This is a genomic window from Paenibacillus sp. lzh-N1 (assembly GCF_002872435.1).
GTDB classification, from domain to species: Bacteria; Bacillota; Bacilli; order Paenibacillales; family Paenibacillaceae; genus Paenibacillus; species Paenibacillus polymyxa_C.
In genome coordinates, this window is the sequence record NZ_CP025696.1 from 3540077 (window position 1) to 3559323 (window position 19247).

General features: G+C 46.9%; 20 protein-coding genes and 1 other annotated feature (1 of these 21 cut by a window edge). Of the genes, 16 read left to right on the plus strand and 4 right to left on the minus strand.

The genetic code is table 11. The features are described from left to right. Positions 1–9 precede the first annotated feature (9 nt). The gene (locus C0638_RS16165) at positions 10–2271 is read right to left on the minus strand and encodes an AraC family transcriptional regulator (protein ID WP_016324574.1); all 2262 of its coding nucleotides are present in this window, start codon (positions 2269–2271) and stop codon (positions 10–12) included. Between the two features lie 230 nt (positions 2272–2501). Beyond that, positions 2502–3215 carry an expansin ExlX gene (locus C0638_RS16170; protein ID WP_040103278.1) on the minus strand — a complete coding sequence of 238 codons (714 nt, stop codon included), beginning with the start codon at positions 3213–3215 and terminating at the stop codon, positions 2502–2504. Between the two features lie 349 nt (positions 3216–3564). Between C0638_RS16170 and C0638_RS16175 the strand changes: the two genes are divergently transcribed. Further along, positions 3565–4281 (plus strand): metal-dependent hydrolase, encoded by a 717-nt coding sequence (locus C0638_RS16175; protein WP_058710248.1) that lies wholly within the window; start codon positions 3565–3567, stop codon positions 4279–4281. Between the two features lie 93 nt (positions 4282–4374). Here the strand turns inward: C0638_RS16175 and C0638_RS16180 are convergent, their stop codons facing one another. Beyond that, positions 4375–5454 carry a M42 family metallopeptidase gene (locus tag C0638_RS16180; protein ID WP_058710247.1) on the minus strand — a complete coding sequence of 360 codons (1080 nt, stop codon included), beginning with the start codon at positions 5452–5454 and terminating at the stop codon, positions 4375–4377. Positions 5455–5638: 184 nt separating this feature from the next. Between C0638_RS16180 and spoVAC the strand changes: the two genes are divergently transcribed. From spoVAC to C0638_RS16255, 15 genes are all read left to right on the plus strand, one after another. Beyond that, positions 5639–6145, plus strand: a complete 507-nt coding sequence (gene spoVAC / locus C0638_RS16185; protein ID WP_016821646.1) for a stage V sporulation protein AC — start codon at positions 5639–5641, stop codon at positions 6143–6145. Then, a complete protein-coding gene (gene spoVAD, locus C0638_RS16190) occupies positions 6142–7164 on the plus strand; it encodes a stage V sporulation protein AD (protein WP_013372210.1) in 1023 nt (340 codons plus the stop codon). Before spoVAC ends, spoVAD begins: the two co-directional genes overlap by 4 nt. Further along, the gene (spoVAE, locus tag C0638_RS16195) at positions 7161–7517 is read left to right on the plus strand and encodes a stage V sporulation protein AE (protein WP_013372209.1); all 357 of its coding nucleotides are present in this window, start codon (positions 7161–7163) and stop codon (positions 7515–7517) included. Before spoVAD ends, spoVAE begins: the two co-directional genes overlap by 4 nt. Positions 7518–7732: 215 nt before the next feature. Next, complete coding sequence (locus C0638_RS16200) at positions 7733–8692, plus strand: AAA family ATPase (protein ID WP_025675587.1); 960 nt, start codon at positions 7733–7735, stop codon at positions 8690–8692. Between the two features lie 3 nt (positions 8693–8695). After that, positions 8696–9943, plus strand: a complete 1248-nt coding sequence (locus C0638_RS16205) for a DUF58 domain-containing protein (protein ID WP_025675588.1) — start codon at positions 8696–8698, stop codon at positions 9941–9943. Continuing rightward, positions 9940–12186 carry a transglutaminase domain-containing protein gene (locus C0638_RS16210; protein ID WP_058710246.1) on the plus strand — a complete coding sequence of 749 codons (2247 nt, stop codon included), beginning with the start codon at positions 9940–9942 and terminating at the stop codon, positions 12184–12186. The genes C0638_RS16205 and C0638_RS16210 overlap by 4 nt, the downstream gene beginning before the upstream one ends. 142 nt (positions 12187–12328) lie before the next feature. Continuing rightward, positions 12329–12859 carry a YqeG family HAD IIIA-type phosphatase gene (locus C0638_RS16215; RefSeq protein ID WP_013372205.1) on the plus strand — a complete coding sequence of 177 codons (531 nt, stop codon included), beginning with the start codon at positions 12329–12331 and terminating at the stop codon, positions 12857–12859. Further along, positions 12852–13979: a ribosome biogenesis GTPase YqeH gene (yqeH, locus tag C0638_RS16220; protein WP_013372204.1), complete on the plus strand. Its 1128-nt coding sequence runs from the start codon at positions 12852–12854 to the stop codon at positions 13977–13979. Before C0638_RS16215 ends, yqeH begins: the two co-directional genes overlap by 8 nt. 105 nt (positions 13980–14084) lie before the next feature. After that, the gene (gene aroE / locus C0638_RS16225; RefSeq protein WP_058710245.1) at positions 14085–14954 is read left to right on the plus strand and encodes a shikimate dehydrogenase; all 870 of its coding nucleotides are present in this window, start codon (positions 14085–14087) and stop codon (positions 14952–14954) included. 68 nt (positions 14955–15022) lie between these two features. Beyond that, on the plus strand, positions 15023–15319 hold the full coding sequence (gene yhbY, locus C0638_RS16230; RefSeq protein ID WP_058710244.1) for a ribosome assembly RNA-binding protein YhbY: 297 nt from the start codon (positions 15023–15025) through the stop codon (positions 15317–15319). A 17-nt stretch (positions 15320–15336) separates the two neighbouring features. Beyond that, complete coding sequence (nadD, locus tag C0638_RS16235) at positions 15337–15927, plus strand: nicotinate-nucleotide adenylyltransferase (RefSeq protein WP_058710243.1); 591 nt, start codon at positions 15337–15339, stop codon at positions 15925–15927. Further along, entirely contained in the window at positions 15911–16507 is a 597-nt protein-coding gene (gene yqeK / locus C0638_RS16240) for a bis(5'-nucleosyl)-tetraphosphatase (symmetrical) YqeK (RefSeq protein ID WP_058710242.1), read from the plus strand. Before nadD ends, yqeK begins: the two co-directional genes overlap by 17 nt. Beyond that, positions 16504–16851 (plus strand): ribosome silencing factor, encoded by a 348-nt coding sequence (rsfS, locus tag C0638_RS16245; protein WP_013372199.1) that lies wholly within the window; start codon positions 16504–16506, stop codon positions 16849–16851. Before yqeK ends, rsfS begins: the two co-directional genes overlap by 4 nt. Next, the gene (locus C0638_RS16250) at positions 16848–17756 is read left to right on the plus strand and encodes a CvfB family protein (protein WP_013372198.1); all 909 of its coding nucleotides are present in this window, start codon (positions 16848–16850) and stop codon (positions 17754–17756) included. The genes rsfS and C0638_RS16250 overlap by 4 nt, the downstream gene beginning before the upstream one ends. A 3-nt stretch (positions 17757–17759) precedes the next feature. After that, positions 17760–18533 (plus strand): class I SAM-dependent DNA methyltransferase, encoded by a 774-nt coding sequence (locus C0638_RS16255; RefSeq protein WP_040103285.1) that lies wholly within the window; start codon positions 17760–17762, stop codon positions 18531–18533. Between the two features lie 72 nt (positions 18534–18605). On the opposite strand, the gene C0638_RS16260 is transcribed toward C0638_RS16255, so the two are convergent. Continuing rightward, positions 18606–18995: a tautomerase family protein gene (locus C0638_RS16260; RefSeq protein ID WP_040103286.1), complete on the minus strand. Its 390-nt coding sequence runs from the start codon at positions 18993–18995 to the stop codon at positions 18606–18608. A gap of 179 nt (positions 18996–19174) precedes the next feature. After that, positions 19175–19247 (plus strand) — a binding site (T-box leader) (it continues 185 nt past the right edge of the window).

A 19247-nucleotide genomic window follows, 5' to 3' on the forward strand; every position in this document is an offset into this window, starting at 1 on the left:
TGATGTTACCTATTGCGCATTCGCTTTAGAACGGCGAAAATCTGTGGGCGTCACGCCCAAGCTACGTTTGAACATACGGTGGAAATAAGAGCTACTCGCAAACCCGGTTTGTTCTGCCACGTCAGCCACTGACCAGTCGGTCTGTTCCAGCAGCTCACAGGCCTTGCGAATACGGAGCTGCTGGATGACGTCCACGATGGTAGACATGGTTTGTTGCTTATAAAGCCTACTTACATAAATTGGAGACAAATCCAACTCTTCCGCAATCTGATTGAGACAGAAATTAGGATCTGTATAGGCCTGTTCCATTCGCTCATTGATCTGTTGCACCAAGCGTTCTTGCTTCGTATTTCGTTTTTCCGCTAGACTGGAGCGAATCTGATCAAAGACCAATTGGTAATGATCAATAAGATCCTCGGCGGTCTCTAATCGATCTGCGGATGGTAATTCAGGTTTAGATTCGATAGCAAATCCATTGAGTTCACTTATATGCCGAACGGCATTATTCACACTCATGATGAGCCGGGATATTGCCACCCGAACAGAGGAAAACGGATATTTCTCCATATGCATCAACAGATCTTTGAACATCCGGTGCGCATCCTCCGTATGACCAGATAGCAGCGTATCCAGCAATTTTTTTTCTTTATCCGATGGATACACATAAGTATTTTGGACATCTTCATCTGTAGTGTTTCGTGCATTAATAATACAGCCATGACCCTGAAAAAAACGGTGCATAGATGCGTTCTCTACCTGGCGGTACAGCAGATGTAGCCGTTCTGGTTGACTGGTAATCGCGCTGTAGGTTAGTGATACACTCAGCTTCAAATATTCAAAACAAGCTTCACGTATTTGGCGTAATAGGGTCTCCAGTAGTACCGTGTCTGTATGTTCGGCGGGGTCTAGAATATTGAGCATCAGCAGGACGCTATCCTCATCCATATCAACGGTTTCCACCCGGTATGTCTGCCCGCATATTTCGGAAGCGATATTCATGATTGCAAACTTGTAGGGTAGCAGATCAGGTCCACGCTCGCTTTGCCATCGGGCATATTCATCTATGCGCAGGAGTACAAGGCGATAGTCTTTGTCGAACTGGAACGTAATCCCGAGCTCGCGCAGTCGTTCCGGTTCTTCACCAGCAGGAAGATTTCGGATTCCCCGAATCACATTCCGTAAAATGTTTTGCCGGATCGTATACATACTGTTGCGTTTTTCCGATTCCAGTGAATTCATATGCACAACAATTTGGCCAATAGGCGTATACAACATTTTGGACAGCAGCCAGGAAGCCACAAATCCTGCCATTCCGATGATGGCTGCGATCAGTACCATGGCATTACGAATAACACTCGCCATTTTGATAACGCTTTCATATGGTGTGACACTAATATACTGCCAACCTAGTCCATCCGGGGAAGTATAGGAAATCAGTGATCTTTTACCATGAAATTCTTCTACAAAATAGCCTGTTTCCTGTTTTTTGACTCTGGTATGCAGCCATAGCTGTTCTTTTTCGTTCAAAGCTTCGTCTGTCAACGTCGTCCCAGATAACAGTCTGCCTTGATCGTCTAAAATATAAGCGGTCCCGCCTGAGATGGGGCTCGCCGCCATTTCCTTGTTCATCCAGGCCGCCGATACATTCACAATCACTGCCGAATTTATCGCTTCGTTCGAGTTGATTGCGTCATAACATAAATACGTATAGGCTGCGATGTCTGGGCTTGCTTGCTCTAGGCCAGCCCCGGAGTCTGAGGCAGACAGCAACGGATACGTACGTGGGATAGGCGTAAAGGGTTTGTAGTCCTGATAATGATCGAGCACGCGAATGATATCTGTATCAGCCAGTTCATGTTTGCTGAATAACCCGTTTTGGCCTTGTGATGACGCAATGTAGAAAGTGTCACTTTTAGGGTTATACACATAAATGGATTCAATATACGGCATGGAGTTAAGATAATTATTTAATTCGGTCATGGCAGCGGTTACATCATATACATTGGGTTTGGGATAATACAACAGCTTGGATAGGGTACTGCTGCGGTACATTTGGAATGCCAACGATTGAGCAATAGATGTCATGTTGATGACCTCTTTGCTTCTCAACGTCAAGCTATTGTGATTGGCTTCGAACGCCTGCTCCTTTTCCACGCGGATATAGTAGAAATAATATACAGTGGTGGATACCAGCAATGTTAGTGTTATACATAACGTAATGCTGACCAGCAATTTGCTGTGTAGCTTATGATGCTTTTTGAAATTGCTCATATGAACAGGCCTCCTGTCTGTGTGCACGTAGCTGTAAAGTACACCCTATTTATGTATTCATTATACGTATGATCTTATGAACAGGACAGTGAACAAACCGATTCTTTGTGAAAAATAATGATTTTTCCGTAAAAAGACCGAGAACACGTATACGCAAACTGGATTGCGTCGGTTCCCGGTCGGTTTTATTGGTTCAAATGAAAAGAAGCAAAGATGAGGCGGCACTTCAATCAGTCTGGAAATTGAACATTACCTTTAACGATATAGGCTTGGCCTGTGCCATTTTCGGCTAGAGCTGGGATGGTATCGTTCAGTACGACACCGCGAATGTCCGTAATCCGTATTTTCAGAGGCTGTTTTCCTAAGTTAGTACCCAGAAAGTGGTTGTAATCCTGTTTTTCGAGATTGAGCCATTGCCCGTTTTGTTGGACTTCCATTTTTAAGACCGGATATTTATGATTGCGTACTTGAATGGCTGCCCACCATTGGCTACTGCCTTCTTTAATGCGGTAAGACACATTGCCGCTAACCGGAGCTTTGACAACTTTCCATGAAATATTGATTTTTCCATCCTTTTGATTGCCGATCAGGTTGAAGGCATTCGGAGATAGATCAAGTGCGCCACTCGGACCCTCAGGATATAAATCTGTTACATAGACGGTCGTTTTTCCTTTGGGGCCTTGAACTTCCAGATAAGCTCCAGCTAATGCGGCTTTGATTCCGTTATAATTCAGTTGTGTGGGGTTAAGCGCTGTAATTTTGGCATCAGAAGGGATAGGGTCAAGCAGTAATGCTCCTCCAGAGTAACCTGATCCTGTATATGTGGCGTACCCGGTGTATGTATCATTCCAAGCAGCTGAAGCGGGCAGGGCGAACAATACGACACTTAGCAACGATGTCAGACCGATAGTTTTGAACTTTCGAAACAGAGATTTTTCTCGCATAATCATTTCCTCCTTGTTCATTTAATAGATTTATATAGTAAATATAAACACTATATTACCTAATATTCCAAATTGTACAATAGGACTTTGAGGCAAAAAGAAAATGTTGGAAATATTTGTCGACCTACCTATAGGCCATATGGGGTGTTTTTTAGAAATGGCTGTACAGATAAAAAATAAGGGGAGAGTTAAGTAATGGGGGCGAAACTAGGACTTTTGGATGAAGTCTTTTAAATAGAATAAGCGAACTATTGTTCTCGTTTTGATTGTCGTATACAATCGAATCATGCTGATTCGAATAGAGTGATGTCGACTCTGTGTATGCTGCAACGAAAGGATGTTATGCATCATGATGGGAAGAGCCCATTTAATTATTGGAACCGGGGTCTCCCTGTCGGTATTAGCCTTAAGTGGATACGAAGTGACTCCGGCTGCCGTGGCAGCCGCTGTGGTTGGTTCATTGCTACCGGATATTGACGAGCCTAACTCCATGCTTGTTAGCCGTGCGTTACCGAACAAAATGCTTAGACTCGTACAGCTTCTAATGATTGGGGCTGCGGGTTGGGTGTTTTTCACCCGTTTGGCTCCGCCGCCCTGGAATCTTGTTTTGGCTTTGCTGATGATCAGCGCTTCTTTTATGCCTTCACGGTCTATGCGTAAAGTTATCATTTTTCTAATTGGTATCGGCCTAGCCTGGTATGGGGAATCATATGCACCGTGGAATTATATCGCCGGGTGTCTGCTGATCATATGTACGCTTGTTCCGCACCGAGGATTGACGCACACGGTGTATGGCACAGTAGCATGGACCGCGCTGCTTTATGGTACGACACGTTTGCATGGCGATAGCATATGGCTGGCTGGAGGGATAGCGTACTTACTGCATTTATTGGCAGATTCCTTGACGAATAACGGGATTAAGCCTTTGCCACCATTCAAATGGAAGCTACGATTTAGATTAATGAGTACCGGAACCCGGAAGGGAACAAAGGTAGAAAATATCTGTATTACTTTAACAGCTGTACTTGTAGTTATTGCTTTACTTCGGTACAAACATTTAATTTGAATCTTCTATTTTTTCTTCTATTAAAAAAACAGTCAAGTACACGTTGTATGTGTCTTGACTGTTTTTTTATAGCTTCCTATTCTCTGTTACTTCTTAAGCTCGTTCAATAATGGTATTGAGCGTTGTGCGATCCAGATTTTGAACCAGCTTAATGATCAGTTCCTTGGCCGCATCATAATCATCAGTATGAATAATGGACGAGGAAGTATGGATGTACCGTCCACATATGCCGATGACGGTGGATGGCACACCAATTCCGCTCAAGTGCACTTGACCAGCATCCGTTCCCCCAGTGGAGATAAAATATTGGTGCTTGATTTTGTGGGTATCCGCCATATCTTGCACATACTCCACAATCCCGCGGTGTGTAATCATACCTGGATCAAATACCCGCAACAGTGCTCCTTTACCAAGCTGTCCGTATGCATTCGGATCTCCACCCATATCGTTGGCAGCACTGCAATCCAGTGCGAAGAAAATATCCGGCTGAATCAGATTGGCAGCTGTGCGCGCACCGCGCAGTCCCACTTCCTCCTGAACAGTAGCTCCTGCATACAATGTATTGGGAAGCTGGTCCTTTTCCTTATGTAATGCCTCCAACAGCTCAAGCGCCAGGCCTACACCATATCGATTGTCCCATGCTTTAGCCATGATTTTTTTGGGATTCGCAAGTGGAGTGAAGTCACAGATCGGGGCAATAGCCGTTCCGGGCACAATCCCCAGATCTTGCGCCTCCTGTCTGCTGTCTACGCCGATATCCAGGTACATATGCTTGATGTCCATCGGCTTGCTGCGTTGCGCTTCATCGAGCAAATGTGGTGAGACAGATCCAACTACACCAATGATTGGGCCATTTGGGGTCAATACTTGAAGACGTTGTGACATGATGGCTTGGCTCCACCAGCCTCCAACCGGCTGGAAATGAATCATTCCATTTTCCGTAATGCCATTCACAATAAAACCAACTTCATCCAGATGTCCTGCGACCATTACACGTGGTCCACTTTCTTGCCCGCGTAGCACACCAAAAAGACTGCCCAAACGGTCCTGCACGATTTCATCCGTATACCCGGATATTCGTTCTTTAACCCATGCCCGCAGCTCTCGCTCATGTCCAGGAATAGAAGGGAACTCTGTTAAGGTTTTAAACAATTCCAATGTTTTTGCTTCCATGATGTATACCTCACTCCTTATTAATTAACCAGTGGTCGTCATGTATTCAGTATGAATGGATTTGTACGGAATGTCCACGATATCATTTTCCTGACATAACATTTCCCCTAAAAGCTCATAATGTTAAGGAGCCAAGCAATCTGAACCGCCAAGCGCGGAACTTACGAATAAGGGGTGGTGAATGATGCCAGCTAAGTCAGGACAGCGCGGTTTTCGTACCAATTCGTCGCCGTTGTCCATAAATGAGAAAGACTATCAAAGTGTTTCCCAAAAGCATGAACCTTCCAGAAAAGTATTTGCCAATTGTGTGCGTGCTTTCCTGGTTGGAGGCGTCATCTGTGTGATTGGGCAGGCGATCCAGGAAGCCTTTATGGCAGGTATGCATATTCCCGCCAAAGAGGCTGCGGCACCGACTGCATCCATGATGATCTTGTTGTCTGTTATATTAACTTGCATCGGGGTCTACGATAAGATTGCCCAATGGGCAGGAGCGGGAACCGCTGTACCGATTACAGGTTTTGCGAACTCGATGTGTTCAGCTGCATTGGAGTATCGTTCCGAGGGATTGGTACTTGGAGTGGGCGCAAATATGTTCAAGCTGGCAGGCTCAGTTGTCGTATTCGGTGTTGTGGCCGCATTTATCGTAGGCGTTATATACGCGATCCTCGGTGTGGGGGGCAACCACTTATGAGAAGACAGGGAGGACAAACCTGGAAGTTTGAGTCGAGACCGCGCATCATTGGTAGTGCAACTGTTGTAGGCCCGGATGAAGGAGAGGGGCCGTTGTCCACAGATTTCGATTATATTTATGACAATATCGAAATAAACGAGAAAACATGGGAAAAGGCGGAACGAAGATTAATTGAGCATTCTACAGAGCTTGCGTTAATTAATTCCAATTTAAACAAAGAGGAAGTGCAATTTTTCATCAGTGGTGATCTGATGAATCAGATTGTCAGTAGCTCATTTTCGGCTAGCAAGCTGGCTATTCCCTATTTAGGCGTTTTTGGAGCCTGCTCAACGTCGATGGAAAGCTTGGCTTTAGCAGCACTTATTGTGGATTCAGAGGCGGGCGACTACGTGATGGCGGGTACAACCAGCCATAACTGTACCGTGGAAAAGCAATTCCGCTATCCTAATGAATATGGAGCACAGAAGCCCCCCACAGCCCAGTATACGGTTACCGGTTCCGGTGCGGCCATTGTGGGACATGCGAAGTCAGGGACGGTGGTGGATTGTGCTACCATTGGGCGTGTAATGGATATGGGCATTAAAGATCCCTTTAATATGGGCGGAGCCATGGCTCCAGCGGCGGCGGACACGCTTTTGTCTCATTTTCGAGATACAGGCAGGGACCCAGGCTACTATGATCTTATTGTAACAGGGGATTTAGCCTCTGTAGGGCTGCCGATTGCCAAAGAGCTGCTCAAAAAAGATGGATTCGATATGAATCAAACGGAATTTAATGATTGCGGTTTACTGATTTACGACATCAATAAGCAAAAGAAGGTCATTGCAGGTGGAAGTGGTTGTGGATGCTCGGCTGTTGTAACCTATGGGCATCTGTTAAAGCGGATCGAAAAGGGAGAACTACAAAAGGTGCTGGTCGTGGCGACCGGGGCGTTATTATCTCCTTTGACTACACAGCAGGGTGAAAGCATTCCTTGTGTTGCACATGCTGTAGCTTTTGAAGCGGGAGGAAAAGTATGATATTTCTATGGGCTTTTTTAGTAGGCGGTGCCATTTGTGTCGTGGGTCAGTTGATGATGGATGTTATCAAAATGACTCCGGCACACACAATGAGTACGTTGGTGGTAGCAGGTGCAATTGCGGACGCTGTCGGAATATATGATCCGCTTATCAAATTTGCCGGAGCGGGTGCGACGATTCCAATTACCAGCTTTGGTAACTCACTCGTACACGGTGCATTAACCGAATTGGAAAAGGACGGATGGCTTGGTGTCATTACAGGGATCTTTAGTCTGACCAGTGCAGGGATTTCCTCGGCGATTATTTTCTCTTTTCTGGCATGTTTGTTTGTTCGTCCAAAAGGAAGCATATAAAAGCAGGGTGCTACAATAGGACAAAAGTAAAATAAACTGTATACAATCAACCCTTCGGATTTGATAGCCGAAGGGTTTTTGACTGTTCCAAAAAACATGTACGTGCAAGAGAAGATGGAGCTTGAATAATATGGGCAGGGAGTTAAGTGTACTCTATGTCCACCTTCATGTACAATAATAGGAAACATGTTGCTATCTAGGAGGTTTACAGAGTTATGCCCGTGCGTCAAGAATCTGTGCAGATTGTATCTGCAATACGTTCTAATCTGGAATCATGCATATTAGGGAAATCCTTTGAAATAAAATTACTGCTTACGGCTATGCTGGCGGGTGGACACATTCTGATCGAGGACGTTCCGGGTACGGGGAAAACGCAAATGATCAAGGCTCTTGCTAAATCCATGCGTGGTGATTATCGCCGCGTTCAATGTAATCCTGATATTCTACCGAGCGATATTACAGGAGTATCTATATTTCATCCACGGGACGAGCGTTTTTATTTCCGTCCGGGTCCAGTTATGACTAACATTTTACTGGCAGACGAAATTAACCGGGCGACGACGAAAACCCAGTCAGCTCTGCTGGAGGTTATGGAAGAACGAAGTGTGACGGTGGATGGGGACACTCATATGTTGCCTCATCCTTTTATGCTGTGTGCCACTCAAAATCCAATTGATTTTGAAGGTACTTATATGCTGCCGGAAGCACAATTAGATCGTTTTATGCTCAAAATCAGCTTGGGCTATCCTGATTTGGAGACGGAGCGAAACATGCTGCTTCATCATCAGACGGGCCAGCCAGCAGACCGTCTGGAGGCTGTAGCGCATATGGAACAGATTGCTGACATCCAGCAGGAAATCAGAGATATCTATATGGATGAAGCGGTGACGTCCTATTTACTCGATATTGTGCGTGCGACGAGGGAACATCCATCCGTGTTGCTCGGAGCTAGTCCACGCGCCGCACTTGCTTTTGTCATGGCTGCCAAGGCATACGCTTTTCAGGATAACCGTGACTATGTGCTGCCTGATGATGTGAAGGCACTGGCACCTTATGTGCTGACGCACCGTTTGCTGCTTCGTCCCGAAGCACGCCTCGATAGCTCCAACGCCCAGTCCGTGCTGCAGTCCGTTCTCCGACAGGTTCATGTACCCGTACGAATGGAGCGTTCTTAGGGAATGAACATGGTCAAAAGGAAGCGCAGGCTTCCCCGGCTATCAGGTCGCATCTGGCTTATGTTGCTTATATGGGTGGTGTGCCTGCTTTATTTGTTGTTTCAGGGTGGCAAAACATCGGTCATGCTGTTGTCAATGGTTACGCTGTTAATCGTTTATCTGTGGATGGTTGGTCTGAGTGGAGTTCGTCGCGTACAGGGCCATCGGCAGCTTTCGCAAGGCTCGGAGTTCGGGGAACTACTGCATGCGGGAGATCAGGTACACGTAAAGCTCAGTCTGAGCATTCCGGGCTTTCTTCCGTTACCCTATGTCATTGTTCGCGAGGTGCTCAAGCGGCATACGGGGGAATCCTGGTCGTTTGAAGACAGTGTCATCCCCAGTATGAAAGGGGGCGGCCAACTTACATTTCAAACCCCTGCTTTAGAACGAGGAAGCTACTATTTTGAGGAAACCGAATGTGTGAGTGAGGACATCTTTGGCCTGTTGGAGCACAAGGGCAGGTTGAATGCACGTGGTGAATTTCGGGTGCTCCCCCGAACGGTATTTATCCCCTACTGGCAGATCAATGATCGCCGTTCAAGGATGTCTGGACCGCAGACTGTTCAAACTCGAACGCGTCGTGAAACGACACAAATCAACGGTGTGCGGGATTATGTATATGGAGATCGGTTTTCACGCATCCACTGGAATGCGACGGCTCGTACAGGTAGTTGGAAATCCAAGGAATTTGAGCATGAGACGGTTCCCAAAACGATGCTTGTGCTCGACGTACAAACAAAGCATTATGTAAATGCCGATCAGTTTGAGCTAGCTGTATCTTCTACCGCTTCATTGCTGGAATATGGTGGACGGGAGCGGATGGGGGTCGGACTGTGTACAGCTGGAGAGAAGGGGACTGTTTTTCAGCCAAGTGAGCAGACGATGGAACGACAACGAATGATGCATCACTTGGTAGACATTCACACTACTTCGCAAGGTAGCTTGATGACCGCTGTAGAGAGCTGTGTGCGCCAGTTTCCGCAAGGTTGCTATTTTATACTGATTAGTCCACTGAAGGATCATCAGGCGCTAGAGCTTCTCCGTTGGGCTGATACGCGGGGGATGACCCCGTGTCACGTCTATATCGGGGAAGGTTCTGCCGAGGGAGAAGCTGAAAAGTGGATGAGCATGCTTCGTGCAAGGGGAATTAAGGGCTACGATGTTGAGAGCCTCGAAGAGCTCCCGGCTGTAATGGGGGGAGGGACACAATGAAAACCTGGTTACAATCGTTAAAGAGCTCCTGGGCCCTCGCCTTTACTTTCTTGTGGATTATTATTATTGCCATGCAATGGGTGTCTTTTGCTTCCGAATTGTGGCTGGAAGAGACAAGAGCACTTGTACTGACGACCATTACAATGCTGGCGCTGGTGAAGATTTTACTACCATTCCGTCCATGGATTGAATTTGTCGTTAAGGCGGTAACGCTGTTTTTTATTTTGTATCGGACATTAGTGTCTTACTCCATCATTATCCCCTTCGGTGGGGTAGCCAATCGTCTGGATCAATTTATATCTAACATGTCTCCTTATGTTTGGTTTTCACTCATTGCTTGGTTAGTTATTGAAATGGTGCCGCTCATCGTTACAACGAAGCAGCGGATTCTAGTTTTTGTGGGCATTAATATCGCAGCTCTGGCGGTGCTTGATTCCTTCACACCAACTGTGCTGTGGGAGGAGGTTGCCTGGATCGTCTTTGCTGGTATGGGATGGCTAGTGACACAGCATTTGCAGTATTTTCGTCAGCATTATCCTCAAGGATGGAAGCATATTCGGCGTTATCCGTATAAAATTGCGGCCAATATTGCTGTCATTTTTGCGCTTATTATTATGGCGGGTGTGAATATGCCCGAGGTGCAGCCTGCTTTGACGGACCCCTATACAGCGTGGACCCAGCGTATCAGCTCAACCACCGCCGGAACCACCAATGGATCTGGGGCGCTTAATCAGCGCATGAACACTGCATCGGGTTATAGTCGCCAGGATAATCGGTTGGGTGGAGGTTTTAATTTTGATTATTCGCCCGTTATGACCATCACAACTAATCAGCGAAGCTATTGGCGGGGAGAAACAAAACGAATCTATTCCGGTACAGGCTGGAGTGACGGTGGGAACGATGATCTAACGCCAAATGAGGTGCCGATGACCGCTGAGCTTGAAAACACACAAGAAACGCGGCATTCTACTGAACAAGTCGTACAGACCGTTACAATGCAAAATGATCAGAGCTACCCGGTTCTGTTTGGTGCCTATTCGGTGCATCGTGTCCAATCGGTGGATAGAGATTCACGGGCAAACGGGTTGCGTTGGAACCCGCAACAGGCAGAACTTCTTTGGAATCCATCCTCACGAAGAACTGCTTATCCTAAAACGTATACCTTGGTATCTCATGTTCCTGTAATCCCTGAGAAAGAACTGCGTACAAAAAGTTTTAATGAGTTGTACGGAAAAAGCAAACAGGAAGCCTATTTGCAAATTCCAGACGAATTGCCGCAGCGGGTTCGTGATTTGGCTCGGAACGTAACGTCAACGGCCAAAACGCCGTATGAAAAAGTCGGATTGCTACAGCAGTATTTACAGCAAAATTATGCCTATACGAATAATCCGGATCTTTCGCGGAAAAGAAGCAGGGATTTCGTGGATGCCTTTCTGTTTGAGATTCGGGAGGGCTACTGCGATTATTATTCCACTTCATTAGTCATGATGGCTCGCTCCGTTGGGGTTCCAGCTCGTTGGGTCAAAGGGTATGCACCTGGCCAGCAGACATTTTCCGATGATGCAACAACGGGCGATGGTGACGAAAGTATGTCCTCTTACTCCGTGACAAATGCGGATGCTCACTCCTGGGCAGAAGTATATTTAGGCGAATATGGCTGGGTTCCGGTAGAAGCTACGCCCGGCTTTGATATGCCGTTGCTTACGGAGCAGGAGGATTCAAACACTCCAGACGCCCCAGAGGTCAAAGATCAACCAGAACCAGAGCAGCCTGAGCAGACCCCGCAGATGGCTCCAGGGGAAGGATTTAAGATTCATCCTGTAATCATAGGCTCTGCTGTTGCCATTCTTCTGCTGTGGGTAGCTTATATCATCTGGCGTAATCGGGCAGACATTCACTTTTACCTGTTGCGTTTACGGACAGGTAAGCCGCTGACCCCGGATGAAAAGGTGGTCGTCGAAACTGAACACTGGTTACGGTACATGCGAAGGAAAGGCTTTGTCCGTGCCAGCCATGAGACACTGAGGGAATCAGTCGACAGATGGTCACAAGAAGCACCGGAACGCGCTGCGATTTTACATCAGTTGCTAGGACGCTTTGAACAAGCGCGTTATAGTCCTTCGTCGGTAACCGCGGAGGATTGGCGTAGTGTTCGCCAGCAAGCCTCCCTATTGCAGAAGGGACCCTGGATGAAACGATGGGCTGGACGAAGAGCAAAGCCTGATCAGAAGGATGAAGGCTAGTCTGTTTTTACTGGGTTTGATGCCGCAATTTTTAATCTTAATCAATATGTTTAGTAAAAAGCTGTCCGTTTGTTGCGGATAGCTTTTTACTAAGCCATAGTAATATGGTATAGTTTGTCGTATGAAACTGAGGTGACCGACGTTGTTTGAAATGCTGATGCCCAAATTACGGGTGAATACCGTCTTTGATATTGATCTTGAAGGCTTGTATGCTCAAGGATATCGCGGCATTATTACGGATCTGGATAACACGCTGGTTGGTGCAAAAGCGCCGAACGCAACTCCCGAGCTGGTGGCCTGGTTTGAAAAGGTCAAACAGGCGGGTTTTAAGCTTGTCATCGTGTCTAATAACAATATGGACCGTGTATCCGTGTTTGCTACGCCTTTGGACATTGAATTTATACATGCCGCCCGGAAGCCATCCAACTCGTCCTTTCGTAGAGCCATTCGTATGATGGGGCTTACTCCGGAAGAGACTATTATGGTCGGGGATCAAATGTTGACGGACGTGTTGGGAGGCAACCGAATGGGATTGCATACCGTTCTGGTACTACCGATATCCATTCATGATGAAGGAGTCATGACCCGATTTAATCGACGGTTGGAGCGAATCGCGCTCACAAGGTTACGTAAGAAAGGCTTATGGCTTGAGGAGGAAAAGAAGAATGACTGAAAGACCTGACGGCGGAACTGCCGTCAAATGTAGTGGTTGCGGTATCGTCATGCAGACCACTGGCCCGGACCTTCCGGGATATATTCCGGAAAAATTATTAACTCGCGAACCAGTCATCTGTCAGCGTTGCTTCCGGATCAAAAACTATAATGAAACGTCTTCGGTGACGGTAGATCAAGATGAATTTTTGAAGCTACTTAGTCAGATTGGGGACAAGGATGCGCTCGTCATCCACATTGTAGATATTTTTGACTTTGAAGGCAGCTTGATTTCCGGTCTACAGCGTTTTGTAGGCTCGAATCCGGTTGTACTGGCAGTTAATAAGACCGATTTGTTGCCTAAGGTGACAAACTGGAACAAGGTACGTAACTGGGTACAAAAGCAAGCGAAGGAGCAAGGGCTACGCACGGAAGAAATCGTACTGTGCTCTGCTAAAAAAAATCAGGGCTTTGACCGTCTGCTGGATGTGGTATCTGAACTGCGTGGTAACCGCGATGTATATGTGGTCGGAGCCACAAATGTGGGTAAATCCACGCTCATTAACCGCTTGATCCGTGATTACAGCGATATGGAGCAGGAACTCACAACATCCCGTTACCCAGGAACTACACTCGATATGGTGAATATTCCGCTCGACGACGGCAAGCACATTATTGATACTCCGGGTATTGTGTACCCTTGGCGGTTCAGTGAAATCGTCTCCCGCCAGGACTTGAGCGCAATTATGCCGGACAAGCCGCTGAAGCCTGCTGCATATCAGCTTGATGCCGGACAAACATTGTTTTTCGGCGGTATGGCCCGATTTGATTTTGTAGATGGTCAGCACCAATCATTTACCTGCTACATTAACGGTGGTCTTAAAATACATCGTACGAAGCTGGAGCGAGCTGATCAGTTGTTCGCTGATCATGCCGGGGAGTTATTGTCTCCGCCAACACGCGATCAATTGGCAGAGATGCCGGAATGGACCAGACATGAGTTCCGTGTTCCACGCAAATCTCCATCGGACATCTATATATCCGGTTTGGGATGGATTAGGGTAAATAGCGAGAACGGAGCTCTGGTAGCGGTTCATGCTCCTCGGGGAGTCCGTGTGCTTTTGCGGCCTGCGTTGATTTAACAATGCTGTAACCAAGTGATAGGGCGGCAAGGAACACAACATGGTTCCTGCCGCCATTCATGTATTTGAGCGGCCTAATATTTTGCAATATGGGGGAGAACAACGATGAGCAGTGGGGAGTCTGGAGCGATCGAACGAGATCTTGTACTATTGGGCGTATTGGGTGATCCGATCAAGCACTCCAAATCGCCCCTTATGCATAAAATAGCTTTACAGGCAGCGGGGATTGATGGAGATTTTGTACCTCTTCATGTCACACCGGATCAGCTGGAGGATGCCGTGAAGGGGATTCGTGCTTTGCATTTCCGCGGAGTCAATGTGACGATTCCCCATAAGGTTGAGATTATGAAATATCTAGATGAGATTGATGAAGGGGCCAGGCTCATTGGCGCTGTCAATACGATAGTGAATGACAATGGGCGGCTCAAGGGCTATAATACGGACGGAATTGGCTACGTGCGTTCCCTCAAAGAAGAGACTTCTGTCGAGTTAAAGGGTGCAAGAATTGCTGTTTTAGGAGCCGGTGGTGCTGCTCGGGGCGTGATTCATGCCCTGTTGGAGGAGCAACCTGAATCGGTCATTATTCTGAACCGAACACGTGACAAAGCTGAACAACTGGCATTGGAGTGGGCGACAGAAGCAATTCCAGTAATGGGCTATTCCAACGAGGAAGCTAGGAATGTGCTCACGACAGTGGATGTGCTGATTAATACAACCTCGGTGGGAATGTCTCCTTTATCTGATGAGCTTCCAGTGGAAACGAGTCTGATTCCTGAAGGAATCATTGTGAGTGATTTGATCTACAACCCGCTGGAAACGAGACTTTTACGCGAAAGCCGTGAACAGCGCGGCTGCACTGTACATGGAGGTTTGGGCATGTTTGTGTACCAAGGGGCAGTGGCTTTTGAGTATTTTACGGGGGTGGCCCCTGCAGTAGACCAAATGAGAGCGGCTGTGCTGAGAAGCCTGTCGTAAGTCGGATTATACATTAAAATTATGGAAATGCCGCATTGCATATGTGGCGACGAAGGGGTTAAATATACATGTTAACAGGTAAACAAAAAAGATATCTGCGCTCGATGGCGCATCATTTAGACCCAGTTTTTCAAATAGGTAAAAACGGTACGAATGAGCATCTTATGCGTCACATCAATGATGCGATTGAAAAGCGTGAGCTGATGAAAGTACAAATTTTGAACAACTGTTTGGACGACAAGCATGAAATTGCGGAAGAACTGGCAGCAGAGACGGGTTCCGAGCTTGTACAGCTTATTGGAAGCACCATTATTTTGTACAAGGAATCTCGTGATCATAAGCAAATCGAGTTGCCTAGAGGATAATACGCGGGGAGAAAATTATGAAAATCGGTATTATGGGTGGTACATTTGACCCGATTCATATTGGACATCTGCTGGCTGGAGAAGCGGCAAGAGATGCCTATGAGCTGGATCAAGTATGGTTTATGCCTTCTCATATTCCTCCGCACAAGCATCAAGCGGGGGCAAGCGGCAAGGAGCGTCTGGAGATGACAAGTGAAGCGGTGGCGGGTCATCCTGCCTTTGAAGTGCTGGATATTGAAGTGCTTCGCGGGGGGGTATCCTATACCATTGACACGATCAAGAAGCTTCAAGAGCTGCATCCTGCTGTAGATTTTTATTTTATTATTGGTGCGGATATGGTGAACTACTTGCCTCATTGGCAGGGAATTGAGGAATTGGCGCAGCGGATTTATTTTATTGGGGTGCGGCGACCAGGCTTCCAGCTTGCGTTGGATGAGTTGCCACATTATTTGCAGGACAAGGTACTGCTGGCAGATATGCCAGTGGTAGACATTTCTTCGACGGATATACGGGAGCGTGCTGCAGAAGGCCGTACCATTCGTTATCTTGTGCCTGATCGTGTACATGACTATATTACAAGGGGCGGTTTGTATGAAGTACAGCCGTGAGCAGCTAATGGAAGCCGTATCTGGTCAGATGCCTGAAAAACGCTGGAAACACACGCTGGGTGTTATGCATACCTCTGTGGAGCTTGCAAAACGTTATGGGGCAGACCCGGATAAGGCGGAACTGGCGGCTATTTTGCATGATGTGGCGAAATATTGGCCTGTTCGACAGATGGAAGAAGTGATTCGTAACTATCCTGAATGTGATCAGGAGCTATTGGAGCATGACAAGCAGCTCTGGCATTCAGAGGTAGGGTACTGCGTTGCAGCAAGAGATTACGGAGTGGATGATCCGGAAATAAGGAACGCAATCCGCTGGCATACATCAGGACGTGTAGGTATGAGCCTGCTGGACAAAGTCGTGTGTTTGGCTGATTACATCGAACCAGGGCGGGATTTCCCTGGGGTTGAACATATCCGCAAACAGGCAAAGAAAAGTTTGGAGCAGGGCCTTATTGCTGGATTTGACTCTACAATTTCATTGTTGCTGGAAAAGCAAAAGGTTATTTTTCCGCTGACGGTCTTGTCGCGCAATGACTTGATTCAACAGCTAAAACAGAAAAAAACGGAGGTTCATGAATGACCCTAACGAATGAGAAATTAATGCAAACGGCGGTTGAGGCCGCTAATGATAAAAAGGCAATGAATATTGTAGCATTGGATTTGCGTGGAGTATCGCTAGTCGCGGATTATTTTGTAATCTGCCACGGTAATTCGGATACACAAGTACAGGCGATTGTAACAGAAATTCGCAAACGCGCTCATGATGAAGGTGTAGCCATCAAAGGAATCGAAGGAATGGATTCTGCTCGCTGGGTTCTAATGGATTTGGGAGATGTTGTAGTGCATGTCTTCCATCGCGACGAACGCGAATATTACAACATTGAACGACTCTGGTCGGATGCTAAGGTTGTGGAGAAGGTATGAGTTTGATCGCTGGTACTTATGTCACCATTATGGTGGATCGTGAAGTATCGCCTTTCGGCTACTTCCTTACCGTCGGCGAGCAGGATGTGCTGCTGCATTATACGGAGCTGACTCGTGAAATCGAGGTGGGTGAACGACTGGAGGTATTTATCTTCCACGATACAGAGGACCGTTTGGCTGCAACTATGAAAAAACCGTTCTTGTCTTTGGGAGAAATGGCCAAGCTCGAGGTGGCCGATGTGCATCCGCGTTTGGGATGTTTCCTGGAGATGGGACTGGGGCGTCAACTTTTGCTGCCGATTCGTGAGTTGCCAGAAAACCGGGATCTGCATCCTCGTGTGGGTGACTACGTGTATGCCATTATGGAGCATGACAAACAAGGCAGACTGCGAGCTAAGCTGGCAGGGGAGCAGGAACTGGCTCCATTGTGCTTCCATGCTCCTAGTTCGTGGCTTAATACATGGGTGCAGGCGACGGTGTACAAGCCGCTTCAGATGGGCACATTCGTCCTGGTGGACGGGGGTGTGCTTGGTTTTGGTGCAATAGGGATGATTCATTCCTCGGAACGTAACCGCATGCTTCGCTTGGGCGAGGAGGTTAAGGTACGGGTCACGCTTGTTCGCGAAGATGGTCGGGTCAATCTGGCGATGTCGCCACGCAAGGAAGTAGGCCGTGATGAGGATGCGGATCGGTTAATTGCATTTCTGAAGGAACGTCCGGGTGGCGGCATGCCATATTCTGACGCAACGCCGCCGGATATTATCAAACAACGGTTTGGTATCAGTAAATCCGCCTTCAAGCGTGCGATGGGCAAGCTGATGAAGGAAGGACTGGTTACACAAAAAGAAAACTGGACCTACCTGGTGGAGACAATGCCTAAACCGAAGGACGGGAATGGGGAATAAAAGATGGCTTCTTACCGCAAGTTTGCCTATGTGTATGATGAGCTAATGCAGGACATGCCGTACCCGGACTGGTTGCGCTTTGCACGGCAGGCTTGGGATCGATACGGTATGCCACATACAGTGGCAGAGCTGGGCTGCGGAACGGGCTCAATTACGATTCCACTGGTTAACTCGGGTTTCGAGGTGGCTGGCATCGATTTATCCTCTGACATGCTGGCAGTAGCCCGTCGCAAAATGGAAACCACTCCTCAAGGACAGCGATTGTTTCGTGAGGGAAGCGTTCGCTGGATACAGCAGGATATGCGAGAATGGATTTTACCGGAGCCCGTGGATTCTGTCATTTCTTTTTGCGATTGCCTGAATTATTTACTTGAGGAAGAAGATATCATTTCTACTTTCCGCAGAACGTATGCTGGTCTGAAGCCTGGTGGAACCTTTCTGTTTGATGTACATCACCCCCAGACTTTTTTGCGTTATGATGAAGAACAACCATTCGTACTGGATGAACGCTCTATCTCGTATATCTGGACATGCGCATTGGACACTCCACGTTGTGAAATTGAGCATCATCTCAGTATCTTTGCCAAAGCAGAACATGAAGGACGCGATCTGTACCAGCGTTTTGAGGAAATTCATGTACAGCGTGCTTATGATCCAGACTGGATGAAGGCAGAATTGTCCAAAGCGGGTTTTCGTGATGTGAAGGTATATGCAGATTTTGAATGGGTAGAAGCAGAAGATGACGCGGCGAGACTTTTTTATGTCGCTGTAAAATAGCCAGGAATCATTGGCCTAATATAGAAAAAGAAAGACGCTTTTCATGAAGTCATGAAGGGCGTCTTTTTGCACTCATATATTCACTTTATAGTTCAGCTGAAGTTCATCACCCGGTACACCCCGAATGCCCCAATTCTGTTTCGGGGTTTCAAATATAGTAATCTCAAGATCCTGTGGAGAAATCCCCAAAAGATCGTTAATTCTTTGAAATAACAGGTTGATGAGTTGCTTCTTAGCTTCTGTCGTTCTGCCTTCAAAGATACTGATCTCAATAATGGTGTACGCCTCGGAGCGACCATCGGCATATATAAAGTCTTCATGATTCATAGGGAAGAAACGATGAAACCTCTTGTTTGGAGGATAGTTGAACGCATCCACCACGGCAGAGTGAATCACCTCTGAAAGTTGCTTTTTGATCGGATTTAGCTTTTCTTTGATCCCAAAAATTTTAATCTGTGCCATGTCTCAGCTCACCTTTCTTATCTCATCTCAACTTGAATCATTGTAACTTGGAGTTATTATAAAACATTCGTATTCGTGTGTCATGGACAACTAGTATGAAGATGGTGTTTAGTATCAAATGTAGTCTTTATTTGACTTTTTTCGCGGTTTTCAATATAATAGTGCCATTATTAACGGTTAAACAATCGCTGATGAGGAATAGTAGTTTTGTCTGGACATGTAGAGAGCCGGCGGGTGGTGCAAGCCGGTTGA